A 16977-nucleotide genomic window follows, 5' to 3' on the forward strand; every position below is an offset into this window, starting at 1 on the left:
CAGGAGTCTCGAACTCATGAGTATGTTTTGGACAATTTGGATTTCAGTGATAACCCTAGGGTTGATCATTGGTTGCTACTTCCTTCTTCGCTGGTGCCTTTCTAACAAGACCGGCGTAGCTGAAGGTGAGTCAATGGGCCACGAATTTGATGGTATTGAGGAGTTGAACAATCAACTTCCTCGCTGGTGGACAATTATGTTCTACATGACCATCGTTTGGGGCTTTTTATACCTAGCGCTTTATCCTGGCCTAGGTGCGTATGAAGGTATTTTAGGTTGGAAGAGCTCTAACCAAAATATTCAATCGCTAGAAGAGTCAGCTCAAGCGCGTATTGAAGCTAAAGAGCAAGGCTACCTAGTAGAGTATGACCGTGAACTAGATTTTGCTGCCGAGAAGTTCGACCCGATCTTTGAAGCGTATGCAAAAGTTCCTGTTGAAGAACTGGCTAAAGACCCAGAAGCAAATAAAGTAGGTCAGCGTTTGTTCCTACAAAATTGCTCTCAGTGTCACGGTTCTGATGCACGTGGTCAAAATGGCGGCTTCCCTAACCTAACGGACAACGACTGGTTGTACGGTGGTTCAGGTGCGAAAATCGTTGAAACTCTTACGCTTGGTCGTAAAGCAGCTATGCCAGCATGGCTAGATGCTATGGGTGAAGACGGTATCGAAGAAGTGGTTAATTACGTACTTAGTTTAAGCGGTCGCGATGTGGACCCTCAACTTGCAGAAGCAGGTAAAGCACGTTTCGCAGCGTGTGCGGCTTGTCACGGTATGGACGGTAAAGGTAACCAAGCACTTGGTGCACCAAACCTTACTGACAATATCTGGCTATACGGCGGCAGCCACAGAGCGGTAACAGAAACGCTTACTTACGGTCGTAACGGTGTAATGCCTTCATTCAAGAAAACCTTGGGTGATGACAAAATTCACGTTGTTGCAGCGTATGTTTACAGCCTTTCAAATGATTAATGATTTAAATCATTAAATATCTTAAAAAGCCTCGTTACTACGGGGCTTTTTTTATGAGAAAATACAGCGATATAGAGAGTGCTGTACGAACAATCTTTGTTCACATTTAGTATGTCTCGTAAACATTATATTTATTCTTATTTCCCGGCTAAACATGTCGTTGGGGCAGTGAAAATAAATATGTTGTTAGCGAAGTAAACACGAGAAAAGATTTCAATGAATAGACCCTGGTATAAAGAGTTCTGGCCCTGGTTTTTAATTGCCGTTCCTATTATCACGCTCATTATGGGCGGCGTATTATTAAAGCTTGCTATTAGTACTGAAGATAGCCTGGTGGTGGACGACTACTACAAGGAAGGAAAAGCAATTAATGCGCGATTGGATAAAGAAGCCGTAGCCCGTCGCATGAATATCACTACCGATTTAACCATTGAAGATGGCAGCATAGCGCTAGAGTTTCATTCAGGTATTCCACAAGAAGGTAATGCGGTTAAACTAAGTTTTTATCACGTAACGCTTGAAGAGCGTGATGTCAGCGTTTTATTAAGCCGCGATGCTAAGGGTATTTATCGCGGTTTTGTCGAAGAAGATCTTGATGGTAAATGGCGCGTATCGCTAACCCCTATTGATGATAGCTGGAAAATACAAAATACCATCTATCTGCCCCACTCTGGCAAAATGAAATTCAATCCATAATGGCCAAGCACGACTGTTACCATTGCGGCTTGCCTATTGCGGGCTCAGACGATGGAAAATTTACTACCGTCATATTAGGGCAGCAACGCGACATGTGTTGCCCTGGATGTTTAGCCGTGGCCGAAGCCATCGTAACCAACGGTCTTGAAGACTATTACCAGTTTAGAACCGAACCAGCGCAAAAATCAGACGATGGCATTCTAGAGACACTCGACAAACTCAAAGTGTATGACGACCCTGCTCTTCAAGAAGAATTCGTTTTTGATGAGGGGCAAGATAAGCAGATTCAATTAACCCTTGAAGGTATCACGTGCGCTGCGTGTGGATGGCTTATCGAAAAGCAGTTGTCAAAAGTAGAAGGGATAAAGCAAGTCGCGGTAAACGTCCAAGAGCGCCGCGCTTTAGTTACTTGGTCACCTTTTCAAATCAAGCTTAGTCAGATTCTTTCTACACTAAAACGCATTGGTTATGTTGGGTCGCCATTTCACCCCGATGAACACGAAGCCAGTTATAAACGCGAACAAAAGACCTTTCTGAAAAAGCTTGGCCTAGCAGGCATTATGACCATGCAGGTGATGATGCTGATGACGGGGCTGTATTTTGACTGGTTTGGCGCTATTGAATTAGAAACCCGACAGTATTTTTACTGGGTTGCCCTTACGCTTACTACACCTGTAGTACTGTACTCAGGCAGCACTTTTTATGTGGGCGCCGCTAAAGCGCTAAGCGCAAGAACGGTTAATATGGATGTGCCCGTTACGCTCGCCATATTCGGTACTTACATTGCAGGAATTCGCTCTACAGTATTAGAGCAAGGCGAAGTGTATTTTGAATCTATTTGTATGTTCATTTTCCTGCTGTTACTCAGCCGCTTTTTAGAACATCGTAGCCGTCATCGCGCCGCACAGATCTCTGCCAATATGATGCAGTATGTACCCGTTTCAGCCACCAAATTGATGCCTGATGGCAGCCTAACCGAGTGTCTGGCAAAGCAGTTAAAAATTGACGATGTGGTGCTGGTTAAGCCTGGTGAAACGATCCCCATTGATGGGGTGGTGACTGAAGGGAACGCAGCGGTTGACGAATCTATGCTTACCGGTGAATTTAACCCGGTGCGCAAGTCAAACAATAGCACCGTATATGGTGGTACTGTATGTCAAGACGGCAGCCTGACCATTAAAGTGACACAAACTCTCAAAAATGCGCTGGTAAATCAAATTGTAAGGCTGCAAGCAAGTGCTATGGCGAATAAGCCTAAAGCGGCACAAATAGCTGATAACTTTTCTCGATATTTTGTGACAGCTGTCTTGCTGATTTCTGCCTTAACTTATGGGTTTTGGGCATATCAGGGGAGCGACGACGCGTTTTGGATCACCATATCAGTATTGGTAGCAACCTGCCCTTGCGCATTAGGGTTGGCTACACCATCAGCGTTAACCTGCGCTATGGCGAAGTTAAACAAGCAAGGTATTTTGCTTAAACGCGCCGATGCGCTCGAACAAATCACTGATATCGACACCATCGCACTGGATAAAACTGGTACGCTTACACAAGGCAAATTTACCATTTCAAATGCCTGGTATGCTGACGGTGTAGACAGTGACAGTGCACTTACAATTGCCCGTGCTCTAGAGTCGCGCTCTGAACACCCTATTGCAAAAGCCTTTAGCGATAGTAACGTCCATGGTACGGATAATGCTTTAAGCAGACCTACTATCCACAATGTGGTTAATTTTACCGTGACGCCAGGAGGCGGCATTAGCGGTGAGATTAACGACACCTTGTTTTCAATGGGCTCTGCCCAATTTTGTGTCCACGAATCACAACAAAAGTTTCTTAAAGATTATCCGTCAGCCAATGTCTTTCTCACCGTGAAGGGCCGTATTATGGCGGCGTTTGAGGTAAGCGACACGTTGCGAGAGGATACTCAAGAAACCTTAAATATTCTGGCAAAAAGTCACACCCTTGCAGTATTAAGTGGCGATACACAACAAAACGTGGACGCTCTTACCGCTTCCTTGCCAATAGCAACAGCTAAAGGTGGGCTCACACCAGAGCAGAAATACGATGCTGTACAGGCTATGCAGCAATCGGGAGCAAAAGTAATGATGATGGGTGATGGTATTAATGATGCACCTGTGCTCGCCAGTGCAGATGTGGCTATTGCAGTAGGCAACGCTACAGACGTTGCTAAAACTGCTGCTGATGTCATATTACTTGGCGATCAGCTACTTTCTGTACCTGAACTGATTAAAACCGCTCACCAAGTGAAGCAAAAAATTAGACAAAATATAGGATGGTCGGTAGGTTACAACGTTTTGATTCTGCCTTTCGCCGTGTCTGGCCTACTTTCACCGTGGATGGCTGTTGTTGGTATGTCGTTAAGCAGTATTATTGTAGTCACAAACTCAACGCGACTTTTGAGCAAATAGCATGAGTATTATTTACGTATTAATTCCAATCGCCATTATCATAGTCGCTGTCGCTATCGTGATATTCTTTTGGGCGGTGAAAACTAATCAATTCGAGGATCTAGACCGTCAGGGGTACAGTATTCTATTTGACGATGACCTTCCTCCTGAAGAGAAAAAGCTTGCTGAACAACGCAAGCAACTTCAAGAAAGTAAAATAGATAAAAGCCAAGCGCCTCATGGCAGAGATTAATTACTTCTCTGCATTTCTTATAGGCTTAGCTGGCGGTGTTCACTGTGTGGGCATGTGTGGTGGAATAGTTGCAGCGCTTAGAATGGTATCTCCAAAAGGCGCTTCAGCTGTGCCCTATACCCTTGCCTATAATATAGGTCGCGTAACTAGCTATACGCTGGCTGGCGCCTTAACCGGGGCTCTTGGTAAAATCGCCGCAGACTACATACCGCTTGCCAACTATGCGCTGTCTTTAGTTAGCGGCATTATGTTATTTCTACTGGCCTGTTATTTGGGCAAATGGTGGACAGGATTAACAGTGCTGGAAAATGCAGGTAAAGGACTATTTTCCAAACTACAACCTTTATCAAAACGTTTTTTGCCATTTAAAACCCCTTTTAGCGCAATACCTTACGGATTCATTTGGGGCTGGCTGCCTTGTGGCTTAGTGTATTCAACACTAACATGGTCGTTAGCGGCAGGAACTGCAGTTGAAGGCGCAGCTCTTATGTTTTTCTTTGGTTTAGGTACTCTGCCCACCTTACTCGCCGCTAGTGCTGGTAGTCAGTATCTTATTCGAAGTTTTCAGCACACCTATTTTAGACAAGTTATTGCCATAATAATGGCCATATATGCAGCTTATCTTATTTGTGGGGCAATCATTTAAAATTCGGTGTATTATGGTGGGGTATTCTTTAAAAGAGCATGCATTATGAGCAAAGGAAGCCAATTTTCTATTCACTGTCAAAACTGTAGTTTCAGCCACCTGTGTTTACCAGTGGCGCTGAACAAAACAGAAATTGAATCTCTTGACGATATTATTGAACGTAAAAAGCCGCTTCATAAGGGCGATACGCTAATTCAAACCGGCGATAAATTTCGTTCGCTATTTGCAGTGAGAACAGGTTCATTTAAATCCTTTGTGACCAATACCGAAGGTGAAGAACAGATTACCGGCTTCCACTTTCCTGGTGACATTATCGGCTTTGATGCATTAAGAGAGAACAAACACCAAAGTTACACGTCTGCGTTAGAAACAGCCATGGTGTGTGAGCTTCCCTACGAAACTCTTGATGAAATGTCGGTACAATTTCCAAAGCTTCGCCATCAAATCATGAGCTTTATGAGTGCAGAGATAAAACAAGATCACGATATGATCATGCTTTTAAACAAACGCACCGCCGAAGAACGCTTGCTGTACTTCATTTCACACCTGTCGCAACGCTTTGAAGAGCGAGGCTTCTCGCACAGAGAATTCCATCTGACAATGACGCGTAATGAAATCGGAAACTACTTAGGGTTGACCATTGAAACCATCAGTCGTCTTCTAAGCCGCTTTCAAAAAGACAACATTATTAAAGTAGACGGCAAACTTATTACCATATTGGATTTCGAGCGCCTAAATACCAAACTCGCGGCACTAAATGGCCCTAGCGCGGTGTGTAACGGCTAAAATTCTTGATCTAAAACAACTTACGTTTTTCTTAATGTCGTTTATAGTTAGTATGAATAACTGTTAAAGAGCTTCGATTTCGACAGCCGCTACACAGCTTCGTACTAAGGGGACGTTATGATTGAATGTAAACGAATTCTTGCCGTGGTAGATGCCGAGCGCGATAACCAACCTGCGCTTAGTCGCGCCTATGAACTTGCTTCAAAAACGGGCGCCTCAGTCACCGCTATGATGGTCGTATACGACTTGTCTTACGATATGACTACCATGCTAAGCCCTGATGAACGAGAAGCCATGCGCGATGCTGTCACTAAAGAGCATGCTAAATGGCTTGCAACACACCTGCAAGAGCAGGGTTTCACAGAAACCGATATTGTTGTTGAGTGGAACAACCGCTCGTATGAATCTATCATCTACTACACGCTGAATAACCAAATCGATTTAGTAGTAAAGGCAACCAAGAAACATGACGATCTTGCCTCTGTTATATTTACACCTACAGATTGGCATTTAATGCGAAAATGCCCTCGCCCCGTGTTATTAGTAAAAGAGCATGGCTGGCCTGAAGGTGGTGAGATCATTGCTGCAGTGAACGTAGGAAGTGAAGATGACGAGCACGCTGCACTTAACGACAAACTGACTGTCATTGCTAACGATTACGCCTCTCTTTTGAAAGGTAGCGTTAATTTGGTGAACAGCTACCCTTCTACTCCCCTTAACATTGCCATTGAAGTTCCAGAGTTTGACCCTGATACCTATCACGATGCCGTGAAAAATCACCACTTAAAAGAAATGCGACGTCACGCGTTAAAATACGGCATTCCGGAAGATAAATGCGTGGTTAGAGAGGGACTGCCAGAAAAAGTCATCCCTCAAGTGGCGAAAGCACTGGACGCTGAACTTGTTGTTATTGGTACCGTTGGCCGGGTGGGCATTTCAGCAGCCCTTATTGGCAATACCGCCGAGCATGTTATTGACGAGCTAAATTGTGATGTACTTGCTATTAAACCAGATGGATTTGTTTCTCCGTTATCCGTTTAGTCACACCCTAGCTAACTTATAGAAGAGTGTTTGCCGCTAAATTGCGGCAGCACTTTTTGCTACTCTGCAAATTTAACCACACAGGCATGGTCTCGAAAAGGCGCTTTATTGTATAATGGCCGCTTTATCACAAACCAAGCTAGTTAATTATGAGTTTAGGCACAAGCAGTGCTGACGCGTCGCCTTTAAACGCTGCGCAAAGTAAGCAAAAGTACAACTTCAACAAACTTCAGAAACGTCTTCGCCGTAATGTGGGTAAAGCCATAGGTGATTTCGGCATGATTGAAAACAACGATAAAGTTATGGTGTGTTTATCTGGCGGTAAAGACAGCTATACCATGCTTGATATTCTATTGTTTTTAAAGAAGATTGCGCCTATTCATTTTGATATCGTTGCGGTTAATCTTGACCAAAAGCAGCCTGGTTTCCCAGAACATATCTTGCCTGAATATTTAGAAAGCATTGGTGTTGATTACAAAATTGTAGAAGAAGACACCTACTCTATTGTTAAAGACAAAATTCCAGAGGGAAAAACGACCTGCTCGCTTTGTTCTCGCTTGCGCCGTGGTATTTTGTATCGCACAGCAAAAGAACTGGGTGCTACTAAAATTGCGTTAGGCCACCATCGCGACGACATGCTAGAAACGTTTTTCCTCAACATGTTCCATGGTGGCAAACTTAAGTCCATGCCGCCAAAACTGGTCAGCGACAACGGTGAACATATCGTTATTCGTCCATTGGCGTACTGTACAGAAAAAGACATCGAGAAATATTCTCAAGCCGCTGAGTTCCCAATTATTCCTTGTAATCTTTGCGGGTCACAAGAGAACTTACAGCGCCAAAACATAAAGGCTATGCTTCAAGACTGGAACCGACGCTTCCCAGGTCGTATAGAGTCGATGTTCCGTGCTCTCCAAAATGTGGCGCCTTCACATTTAGTAGACAGTAATTTGTATGACTTTAAGGCGATCACAACTCAAGATGGGCCTGTTGAGGATGGTGACATTGGATTTGACCAACCCACTTTTACTACTGAAAATAGCGCAAACTTCAGCGATGAAGACAACGCTATTGAAGTCGTTAACATCATGGAACCGAAGTAAATGAAAATTGGACTTGCGTTAGGTGCCGGTGCCGCGAGGGGCTGGACTCACATTGGTATAATTGAAGCACTGGAAAAACTAGGCGTTAAAATTGACGTGGTGGCGGGTTGCTCTATTGGTGCTTATGTTGGTGCTGCCTATGCAAGTGGAAAGCTTGAAGGTTTAAAAGAGTGGGCCTGTTCGCTTAGCGACTGGCAAGTACTCGCGTTGATGGGCGTTGGTCTTAGGCGAGGTGGCATTGCAAGCGGTCAGAAAGTTTTCGACAAGCTAGCCAATGAGTTTTGCGCATCCACTTATGAAGATATGATTAAGCCGTTTGCAGCTGTGGCCACCGACCTTTATACCGGCCGCGAAGTGGTGTTTAACTCTGGTCCCATCGGAGACACCATTCAAGCGTCTTGCGCTATTCCCGCACTTTTTGCGCCCGTAGCGCACGGTGATCGCTGGCTGGTAGATGGTGCCGTTGTTAACCCTGTTCCGGTTAACTTGTGTCGTCAATTAGGGGCCGATTTTGTTATTGCGGTTAATCTTAATGCCGACTTCCGACCACTTCGTCTTGAAAAGTTGAGGCAAGATCATGAAGAAAACCAGCGCAAAACTGAGGATTTCTTTACGAAAAGCCAAAATGTACTGCGTCAATGGTTTTCACCCGACAGTAAAGATGAAAAAGCATTAGATAAGAAAGGCGAAAAAGATAAAGAAGCGTCAGCTGAAGGTGTAAAAACTGAAGAAGGCATTGCTTCAGAAGTAATTGAAAAAGTGGAAGAAGAGTTCACCGAAGTGCCAGCTAAGGTGAACAAACGGAACCCGCCTGGGATCATGAGCGTGATGAGCAGTTCACTTGAGATTCTTCAAGCACGCGTTACTCGCTCAAGACTAGCGGGCGATCCGCCAGACATCCTTATTGAACCTCAGCTTACCGATGTGGGCATTATGGAATTCCATAGAGCCGAAGAGCTGTGCGCGAAGGGTGAAGAAACCATCGCGCGTCTAGCAGAGCAAATTAGGTATCAGCTACTTACCTAATCGCGAACATAACAAGCGCTTAACTTGAAGCCATAGCAGTGACACGTAACGGCGCATGAGGCAGCGTTAGGCCTTTTGCGTCGTTGATCCACGCTTGATCTAAATGCAACACACCATTATTGATTTGCACACCTTGTGGTGTGATGAAATCTAGATTCTTGTCATCAAACTGAATCATCAAGCCCTTTACTGAAGGCATCATGAAAGACAAGAAGCTTCCCATTTCATTAAAGAACGCCTCATACTGAGCATACAGAAATGTTAGATCTTCTTTGGTGTAGTGCTGCTTTAAATACTCTGGCTTCGTTTCTAATTGAACCGACATATCACACACATTTGCGCGTTCGTTCAAATCAATGCGAACCAGTGCATTGGCAAGCTTCAGGGCTTTTTCAGTTGGCACAGTAAAACGCCCTTCTTCACTTATCGTAAGCGGCATGGTTTTCTTGTCAGTAACGATAGACGCTCCGTTCACTTCGCACAAACGCCCCTCACCTACACGGACAAATCCAAAAGCAAACTGCAAAGCTTGAGTATCCTCGTTATCTAGCTTTTTAACATGGCTATAAAAACGGCTGTACTCTACATCTATCGTTTCAGCAGCAACGTTTGTACTAGCTACACCCACAAATAGTGATGAAGCAAAAAATAAGGCCGCGCGTATCATTCGGATAAAAACTCCTCGTTAAATTGGATCATAGTTTGAAGCTCTTCAACATAAGCGGCTCCACGTTCAGAATAATTCATAAGCCCTTCAGCGAGCGCCACACCAGTAATCGGTATTTGATTAGCGCGCAGTCTACTGCGAATCTCACGTAAATCCGCGTACGCATCGTGGCGGTTTAAATTTCGCATATAGGTGTACGTTGCCCGGGACAGGCTATCAAACTTGGCTACTTCGTGAGACGCCCCATCGTTTCGACGATTTGGAACAAAGCCACACCCTTTAGAAAAGCACCACAATCCAAAAAAGTTATAGCCTTTTCTCGCAAAGCGACTGGTTCCCCAAGCCGACTCGTTTGCAGCCTGAACAAGTACAAGTTCGACTGGTAAAACATCGATTTTTTGTAGCAGCGCCAGCAATTTCGTTTTAAGTGGCTGTGTTGGCTTAACTCGATATTCTTCTTCAAGCCATTCAAGTCTCGCCATATCTTCTTCAGAGAGCGACTCGTTAGCTAACGCCTTTCTATATAGGGTTTGTACGTAATGCCTTAGCGTAAGCAGGTAGGCATTTTGCTTCTCTACTTCAGGGCGTAAATAGTTAAAAAATGCCTCTTTTTTCTCTTTTACATCGGTATAAGTAGAAAAATTAGGCACCGGTTTTTTAGCTTCTACCGTTTGCGGTATGTCTAAAATATCCGGTTCGTCCTCAGTAAAAATAATGGCGTTAATGACGATAACCGCCAGTACACCTAAGGTTATGAGAACAATTTTGAAGGTTTCTCTTTTATGCATCGAAGCTAGACTCTTTCACATCGTTTTCAGATGCTTCCGTGCTTACTCCTTGCTCACCAATCAGTTCCTGATAGAGCAAGCCCATCATACAAAAATAAAAGGGTAATACCCAAATAAGAGAAAAGCCTAACGTTAGCGGCACCGACGCAAATAATAGAAGAAACACACCGAATATGCTGGCTATTTGAGCCCAGTATGCGTTAAATACGCGGCACGAGAGAATGATCGCGCTAATTGGCGTTAGCTTTCTGTCAGCAACCAACATAAGTGAAAAAGACGACGCTAAATAAAAGTACACGCCAGGTATAATAAGCAGCACCATACCTAGCTGAACAAGAATACTGTTTACTAGCTGGGTTAGCGCCAGCAAAAATATCAGTGGGAAAAACTGGAAAACGGTAAATACTGAAGTTTTAGTGCCACGGGCAACAAAAACGCCCATCATATACAACCCCGTCAATAGCGGGGCAACGATGCAGATTGCAACAATTTCAATGATCGACTGATGCTCGAATACGTAGCTCCCGTCGTCATTTATTGTGATGTACTGCTGAGCAAATACACCTAACACGACAAACGTCAAAAATAAAACAACACTTCCCTGCAGCAATGATGAAAAGTTTGATTTTGTTAAACCGGCAGCGCGGCGCAAGAGACCCATGGCATCAAAGCGATACTGTTTAGACAACGTATTGTTTAGGCGGTCAGGGTTTACGTCTTTCACACAACTCTCTTATATATTTTTGAAAAATCGGCGCGATTATACCAATTCACAAAAACAAATGCCTGTTTGTATGGTAAACAAAAGTTAACCTAGCACTAACTTTGCTGCCAAACCGACCAATAGCACGCCCATAGCACGGTCTAGCCAATACCCCTTCTTACCTATAAGATCAGCCACTTTGCTAGTGCTAAGTAGATAGGAAAGGAAACAAAACCATAACCCAGTAGCAAATGCTAAATAGATACCGTAGCCCAATTTTACGCTAAAGGGAGTATCAATACTGATAATAGCGGTAAACAGCGACAGGAAGAACAGCGTTGCTTTCGGATTAAGGCCGTTTGTCAAAAAGCCCATCCAAACCGCGCGCTTTATCGATATTTGGGATGTTTTCTTTTCAGCGTTAACGGCCTGTTCTTGCTTCACAGGCCCGCTTCTAAGCGCACCAAACGCAAGGTACAGTAAATATGCGGCGGCGGCATAACTAAAGGTAGTGAATAGCCAAGGCGTAGTTGCAATAACTACACTTAACCCCACTAGTGAGTAAGCCACATGCAGTAAAATAGCCAAACCAATACCTATACTGGTGTACATGGCAATACGTCTGCCATAGGCCACGCTGTTTCGAACAACCACGGCGAAATCTGGCCCTGGACTGGCGACAGCCACAAGGTGCACTAACGCAATGGTAAGAAATTCATTCATATACTGCATGTTTTGCGCCTCCTACAGCGCATACTTTGAAATTAAATCATCCACCCATTTGGGTACGATGTGAGAAGCAAGCCCAGTCATTGATTCGTCGAACAAGGCATTTGTTACGCCTGGTTCCAAATTCGCCTCTATCGTATGTGCGCCGCTTTCTTTCGCAACTTGAACAAAGCCTGCAGCCGGATAGACATTGCCTGATGTACCAATAGCAATAAAAACATCAGCCTTTGAAAGCGCCCCGTAAATTTCTTCCATATACATAGGCATTTCACCAAACCAAACAATATCAGGTCGTAAGGTTACTCGATTACAACATGGGCATTTTGTTGTGTGATCGAAACTATCATGACAATCGAAAGCCTGCTGGCTAATAGCGCAGCGAGCCGACAGAAGCTTACCATGCATATGGTAAACCGACTTGCTACCTCCTCTCTCATGCAAATCATCCACGTTTTGCGTAACCAGCATTAAGTTGCTGCCGAAAGCATTTTCAAGTTTAGCAAGTGCTTCATGTGCTGCGTTAGGCTTAACCTCATCTTGCCGAAGTTGCGCGCGCCGTGCGTTATAAAAGCGATAGACTAAACTGGGATTCTGCTCAAAAGCTTCTGGCGTGGCCACTTCTTCTACGCGATGGTTTTCCCACAGACCGTCGCTATCGCGAAAGGTTTTTAATCCAGACTCTGCGGAAATTCCCGCTCCGGTAAGAATAACAATATTTGGTAACGAACGATTGGCTGACATCAGGTTGTTTTTACTCAGTTGCTATCAAGCTAAATACACTAGAAGCGATGAAGTGATCTACACTTAGCGTCTATCGCCTTCAACGTGTTTCCGCGCTTTTTATTTTAAAAATCTTTAACTACAGGATATTGGGTATTTGCGCCCCACTCTGACCAAGAGCCATCGTATACCGCGACCTGTGTAGCACCGCACATCAAAGCAGCAACGCCAATGATACAGGCTGTAACGCCAGAGCCACACGTACAAATGATGGGTTTGCGCAAATCAATATTGGCTTGTTCAAATACAGCGTTGAGCTTATCTGTAGAGAGAAAGTGCCGGTCTTTTAACAATGAATCGAAAGGAATATTAAATGCGCCCGGCATATGACCAGACCTCACCCCTTCGCGAGGCTCAGGTACTTCACCTTTAAATCTAGGGGTACTTCGCGCATCAATAAGTTGTGTTTCAGTTTCCAGCGCTTGTAACACATTGCTCGCGTTTACAAACCATCCCTGCCGTGGCGTAGCCTGATAGGTTAATTTTCCATAATGCTGCTGTTCTGAAACCGGTAAGCCTGCTTTTTCCCACGCTGGCTGTCCACCATTAAGTATGGAAACATCTTGGTGGCCTAACGCTTTTAACATCCACCACACTCTTGGGGCGGAATAAATACCACGTGTATCATACACTGCTATCGGCGTATTAGCGGTGATCCCCTGATTACCAAGATAGATCGCCATATCTTCGGCGGATGGCATACTGTGAGGAAGGCCGGTGGTGTGATCGCTGCCTTCATTATCTAAATCGAAATCGACCGACGCAGGTAAAACCATTGCTGTTCGCGAGTCCGGTGTTTTTGAAACGGGGTCGTCCATTAATGCTCGAACAAGCGTTACAGGCTTCTGTTGCATTGTATTGGCTAATTCACCAACCGAGAGCAAAACCGGTGCCATTACATCCTCCTATAAGACACCCACATTGATGGGTGCCTTGTAATACCGCGCTAAAAATGAATCGATACCAATAAATTCACAATATATATTTAGCTAGTTAATATGCGGACTTTTTATTTCAACGCGGCAATAGCTGCGTCGTAGTTCGGCTCTTCTGTTGTTTCTGCTACTTGCTCTGTGTAAACCACTTTGCCTTCGGTATCGATGACAACTACAGAACGAGATAGAAGCCCGGTAAGCGGCGCAGATTCAAACGTAACACCATAGTCGTCGCCGAAGCTTGAGCGGAAAGTAGAGCCTGTAAGCACGTTTTCAATACCTTCAGCACCACAAAAGCGACCCGCTGCAAACGGAAGATCTGCCGATACACAGATAACTGTAGTGTTATCCAATTTTGCCGCTTCTTCGTTGAATTTGCGCACTGACATCGCGCACGTTCCGGTGTCAATAGAAGGGAAAATATTCAACACGACATTTTTTCCTGCAAGCTCAGACAGCGTTACTTCACCCAAATCTGCTTTTACTAATGTAAAGTCTGGTGCAGAAGTACCCACTTCAGGAAGCTGACCCTTTGTCGTAACTGTATTGCCTTGAAAAGTAACTGATGCCATTCGCTTTCTCCGTGTTTTGTTAATATGAAATAGTGGATGTAAAACAATACTTTCGCAAATTAAGATGACGCTTTTTAGACGTTGCTTTTAACCTGCGACTGGGCAAATGCAAGCTTGTGCTGCAAGTGCGGCTTTCCCTTTAAATATTCCCGCCTAAACACACTAAAATAGTGCGCTAAGGTTTGTGCCCCTTGCTTCTGTTCTGCAAGATCTAAAACGCTAATGCCAACTTCAGCAGTACAGTGTTGAAAGTCATGGGTAGATTCACGTAGTAAATAGTCTGACGCTACGTCCATACTGACGCCCAACACAGGAAAGCCATGTAAGTAAGCGCTCTTACTAAACATCTTTTTTGCTTCACGCCATGTTCCATCCAAGAAAATAAATAGTAACGTTTTACCAGTATTCAATGGTGGCGTGTCAATACAGCGTTCAGCTGTGGCATATTCGTGAGGAAACACCACGATAGGAAAATATTTTTCGTCACGCAGTAACGCAAGTAGCGCCTCTTCTGGCTCGGTGCGTTTCCATAAAAATGCGTGGTTATCTTTAACTACATCCGCAATTAAACGACCTGTATTGGTGGGTTTATAATATTCGCCTTTGTACATTAAGAACAAAACAGCCACGTCTGTGCCAGCCTCAGGCTTAAACTCACAAATACAATTTTGCATTGGAAGCAGGCACGCCTCACAGCGAACTACTTTACTACCGCGGGCGTGGAATGGTCGTTCAGCGCGAGATAACTCGTCTAAACGAAGTGACATAACAGAATTCAAAAGTGGCGCCTAGGCAATAGTCTCAATGGCTGAGAATTTATCATATCTGAGGGTCATGAATAATATAATGTGAGAATATTTATTTAAATAATCTTTGTATAGCCGAGTTACGTATTAGGTTTGTCTAATTTTAATAGGTAAACCTTGATGTATTGTGCAGATTGTGAATCGATTGATGATTACTTTTTTAAGGTCACTCATTTTTGGATCTTTGTTCCAACCGTTGAAACATTCGGAAAGCTCGCAGGTTTATGTGGTTCATTAGAACTAAAAGCAAATCAAGAATCCTCACATTGTATCTCTTGCGCTGTAGAGCAAAGCCAAATTCAGAAGTTTCTTACCTCGGTGAATGGCGCCTTAGAATCAAAGGAATTAGAAAATACAAAAGTGACAACCACCGAATCGTACCAAATCCCGCACCTAGCGGAAATGGGTCGAATGGCAACAATGGCAGTGCTCATCAATCGTTTTCAGGCACGCTGGCTTATAGAAAGTGTAGAGAAAGAACGGTATGAATCATGGTACCAACCAATCATAAACGCTAAAACTAAACGTCTTTATGCACATGAAGGCTTATTCCGTATAAAAGACGAGCTCGACAATATTGTCCCTCCTGCTCTAGCATTTAAACTAGCAGAAGCATCGGATCTACTATTTTCACTTGATTTGGTTGCAAGGCGTTCTGCAGTAGAATGCGCAGCAAAAGCACGACTTGAGGGTAAACTATTTATAAATTTTAATCCCTCAAGCATCTACGACCCGTCTTATTGCCTACGCGCAACAGCTTCATCCATATATGAAATTGGACTTCGTCCTGAAGATGTTGTGTTTGAAGTTACTGAAACCCATCGCGCGACAGATCTCAATCAATTAAAGGGCATTTTATGCTTTTATCGCAGCGCTGGGTTTAAAGTAGCGCTTGATGATATTGGTTCGGGCTGGTCGGGCTTAAATTTACTTCAGTCGCTGCGCCCCGATTACGTAAAAATAGACATGGAATTGGTGCGTAACGTACACAATGACGAATATAAACAAAACATCGTTACTAATCTGATTCGAATTGCTAAAACCAATGGCATTGAAGTCATTGCTGAAGGGATTGAAACTGAGGAAGAAGCGCAGTGGCTCACTGACGCCAACGCTGATTACTTACAGGGGTATTTATACGGTAAACCAGAACCCGCCAAAATAGATATGTCATACGAAGAAAAGGAAAAAATAGAAGCATCCCTTAAGCCGCTCGATAATGCTGCAAAGGCGTAAAACCTTATTAAAAACATTGCTGTTATCTAACGTCTAAAATGGCAAATAAGCGACATGGCGCTATTCACTTAGCGCTGCTTTCGCTTAGCTTATAGTCTGTAATTAACACTGAAGATATTCATAAACCAAATGACTTTTAAAAGCCTATTATCGCAAATACGCTTAAACTGGTTTGGCATGCATATATGCAATACGAGAGTAAGGTTTAGCGTTTTGGGCTCTTCATCATTAACGGGGGACATCCGCATTCATTAAACTGATTTTGCGAAGAATCATTTAATGGAGAGTACAGATGTCCCACGCAGGTACTATTTTAGGCATAAGTGAGTTAGAAATAGAACGTGTTCATCGACATGATTTTATTGAAGTGTGGGCAAAGCCCACTAAAAAGCCGCAATGCAAGCATTGTGAGAGTCGACATTTACGCATAAAAGCCACACATAAGCGTACTGTGAAGCACACGCGCCAAGGTAATCAGGTGCTAACGCTACATTTAAAGGTGCCCAAGTATCATTGTCGATGCTGTGGGCGTTATTTCAGGCATCCTTTTGTTGGAATTCGGCCACGCTATCGGGCGTCGGAGTGCTTTCGCTTGGAAGTCTTTGAGGCGCATCACGGTGGTGTGACGCAGCGTGGTATCTCACGCACACATCGCATTAGTCCGACTACGGTAGAGCGATGGTACCAATCTCACATCAGTCAAAAATATAAAGAGATTATCAGCCGTCCCTGCCCTGAGATGCTAGGCATAGACGAACACTTTTTCACGCGCAAAAAGGGTTACGCCACTACGTTAGTGGATTTACGTAACCGCAGCGTCTTTGATGTG

At 44.1% G+C, this 16977-nt stretch carries 18 protein-coding genes and 1 pseudogene; 11 read left to right on the top strand and 8 right to left on the bottom strand.

Annotated features, from left to right (window positions below):
* Positions 1-16: 16 nt before the first annotated feature.
* The 9 genes from ccoP (at position 17) to BGK61_RS17740 (ending at position 8932) form a co-directional block, all read left to right on the top strand.
* Positions 17-970, top strand: a complete 954-nt coding sequence (gene ccoP / locus BGK61_RS17700) for a cytochrome-c oxidase, cbb3-type subunit III (RefSeq protein ID WP_076011793.1) — start codon at positions 17-19, stop codon at positions 968-970.
* Positions 971-1186: 216 nt separating this feature from the next.
* Positions 1187-1666: a FixH family protein gene (locus BGK61_RS17705; RefSeq protein ID WP_014998432.1), complete on the top strand. Its 480-nt coding sequence runs from the start codon at positions 1187-1189 to the stop codon at positions 1664-1666.
* On the top strand, positions 1666-4098 hold the full coding sequence (locus tag BGK61_RS17710; protein ID WP_076011794.1) for a heavy metal translocating P-type ATPase: 2433 nt from the start codon (positions 1666-1668) through the stop codon (positions 4096-4098). The genes BGK61_RS17705 and BGK61_RS17710 overlap by 1 nt, the downstream gene beginning before the upstream one ends.
* A 1-nt stretch (position 4099) precedes the next feature.
* The gene (gene ccoS / locus BGK61_RS17715; protein ID WP_076011795.1) at positions 4100-4330 is read left to right on the top strand and encodes a cbb3-type cytochrome oxidase assembly protein CcoS; all 231 of its coding nucleotides are present in this window, start codon (positions 4100-4102) and stop codon (positions 4328-4330) included.
* Positions 4317-4976 carry a sulfite exporter TauE/SafE family protein gene (locus BGK61_RS17720; RefSeq protein ID WP_076011796.1) on the top strand — a complete coding sequence of 220 codons (660 nt, stop codon included), beginning with the start codon at positions 4317-4319 and terminating at the stop codon, positions 4974-4976. The genes ccoS and BGK61_RS17720 overlap by 14 nt, the downstream gene beginning before the upstream one ends.
* Positions 4977-5021: 45 nt before the next feature.
* Entirely contained in the window at positions 5022-5762 is a 741-nt protein-coding gene (gene fnr / locus BGK61_RS17725) for a fumarate/nitrate reduction transcriptional regulator Fnr (RefSeq protein ID WP_076011797.1), read from the top strand.
* Between the two features lie 117 nt (positions 5763-5879).
* Positions 5880-6803 (top strand): universal stress protein UspE, encoded by a 924-nt coding sequence (gene uspE / locus BGK61_RS17730; protein ID WP_076011798.1) that lies wholly within the window; start codon positions 5880-5882, stop codon positions 6801-6803.
* A 149-nt stretch (positions 6804-6952) separates the two neighbouring features.
* Positions 6953-7906 carry a tRNA 2-thiocytidine(32) synthetase TtcA gene (gene ttcA / locus BGK61_RS17735; RefSeq protein WP_076011799.1) on the top strand — a complete coding sequence of 318 codons (954 nt, stop codon included), beginning with the start codon at positions 6953-6955 and terminating at the stop codon, positions 7904-7906.
* The gene (locus BGK61_RS17740; RefSeq protein WP_076011800.1) at positions 7907-8932 is read left to right on the top strand and encodes a patatin-like phospholipase family protein; all 1026 of its coding nucleotides are present in this window, start codon (positions 7907-7909) and stop codon (positions 8930-8932) included. It abuts the gene before it with no gap.
* Between the two features lie 19 nt (positions 8933-8951).
* Here the strand turns inward: BGK61_RS17740 and BGK61_RS17745 are convergent, their stop codons facing one another.
* The 8 genes from BGK61_RS17745 to BGK61_RS17780 all read right to left on the bottom strand — a co-directional run bounded on the left by BGK61_RS17745 (position 8952) and on the right by BGK61_RS17780 (position 14873).
* Positions 8952-9599 carry a DUF2987 domain-containing protein gene (locus tag BGK61_RS17745; protein ID WP_076011801.1) on the bottom strand — a complete coding sequence of 216 codons (648 nt, stop codon included), beginning with the start codon at positions 9597-9599 and terminating at the stop codon, positions 8952-8954.
* Positions 9596-10387 (bottom strand): glucosaminidase domain-containing protein, encoded by a 792-nt coding sequence (locus BGK61_RS17750; RefSeq protein WP_014998441.1) that lies wholly within the window; start codon positions 10385-10387, stop codon positions 9596-9598. The genes BGK61_RS17745 and BGK61_RS17750 overlap by 4 nt, the downstream gene beginning before the upstream one ends.
* Positions 10380-11111 carry a YciC family protein gene (locus BGK61_RS17755; protein WP_014998442.1) on the bottom strand — a complete coding sequence of 244 codons (732 nt, stop codon included), beginning with the start codon at positions 11109-11111 and terminating at the stop codon, positions 10380-10382. Before BGK61_RS17755 ends, BGK61_RS17750 begins: the two co-directional genes overlap by 8 nt.
* Positions 11112-11195: 84 nt before the next feature.
* Positions 11196-11822: a LysE family translocator gene (locus BGK61_RS17760; RefSeq protein WP_076011802.1), complete on the bottom strand. Its 627-nt coding sequence runs from the start codon at positions 11820-11822 to the stop codon at positions 11196-11198.
* Between the two features lie 12 nt (positions 11823-11834).
* The gene (gene cobB / locus BGK61_RS17765; RefSeq protein ID WP_076011803.1) at positions 11835-12560 is read right to left on the bottom strand and encodes a Sir2 family NAD+-dependent deacetylase; all 726 of its coding nucleotides are present in this window, start codon (positions 12558-12560) and stop codon (positions 11835-11837) included.
* Between the two features lie 104 nt (positions 12561-12664).
* Complete coding sequence (locus BGK61_RS17770; RefSeq protein WP_076011804.1) at positions 12665-13495, bottom strand: sulfurtransferase; 831 nt, start codon at positions 13493-13495, stop codon at positions 12665-12667.
* A 113-nt stretch (positions 13496-13608) separates the two neighbouring features.
* Positions 13609-14106 carry a thiol peroxidase gene (tpx, locus tag BGK61_RS17775; RefSeq protein ID WP_014998446.1) on the bottom strand — a complete coding sequence of 166 codons (498 nt, stop codon included), beginning with the start codon at positions 14104-14106 and terminating at the stop codon, positions 13609-13611.
* 74 nt (positions 14107-14180) lie between these two features.
* On the bottom strand, positions 14181-14873 hold the full coding sequence (locus BGK61_RS17780; RefSeq protein WP_044556802.1) for a tRNA-uridine aminocarboxypropyltransferase: 693 nt from the start codon (positions 14871-14873) through the stop codon (positions 14181-14183).
* A gap of 159 nt (positions 14874-15032) precedes the next feature.
* On the opposite strand from BGK61_RS17780, the gene BGK61_RS17785 reads away from it, so the two are divergent.
* Together BGK61_RS17785 and BGK61_RS17790 are read left to right on the top strand one after the other, a co-directional pair.
* Positions 15033-16148, top strand: coding sequence for an EAL domain-containing protein (locus tag BGK61_RS17785; protein WP_014998448.1), 1116 nt, complete (start codon positions 15033-15035; stop codon positions 16146-16148).
* Between the two features lie 292 nt (positions 16149-16440).
* Positions 16441-16977 (top strand): annotated as a pseudogene (locus BGK61_RS17790) (transposase family protein); the annotation flags it as partial.

The sequence above is a fragment of the Alteromonas abrolhosensis genome (genome assembly GCF_001953635.1).
GTDB classification, from domain to species: Bacteria; Pseudomonadota; Gammaproteobacteria; order Enterobacterales; family Alteromonadaceae; genus Alteromonas; species Alteromonas abrolhosensis.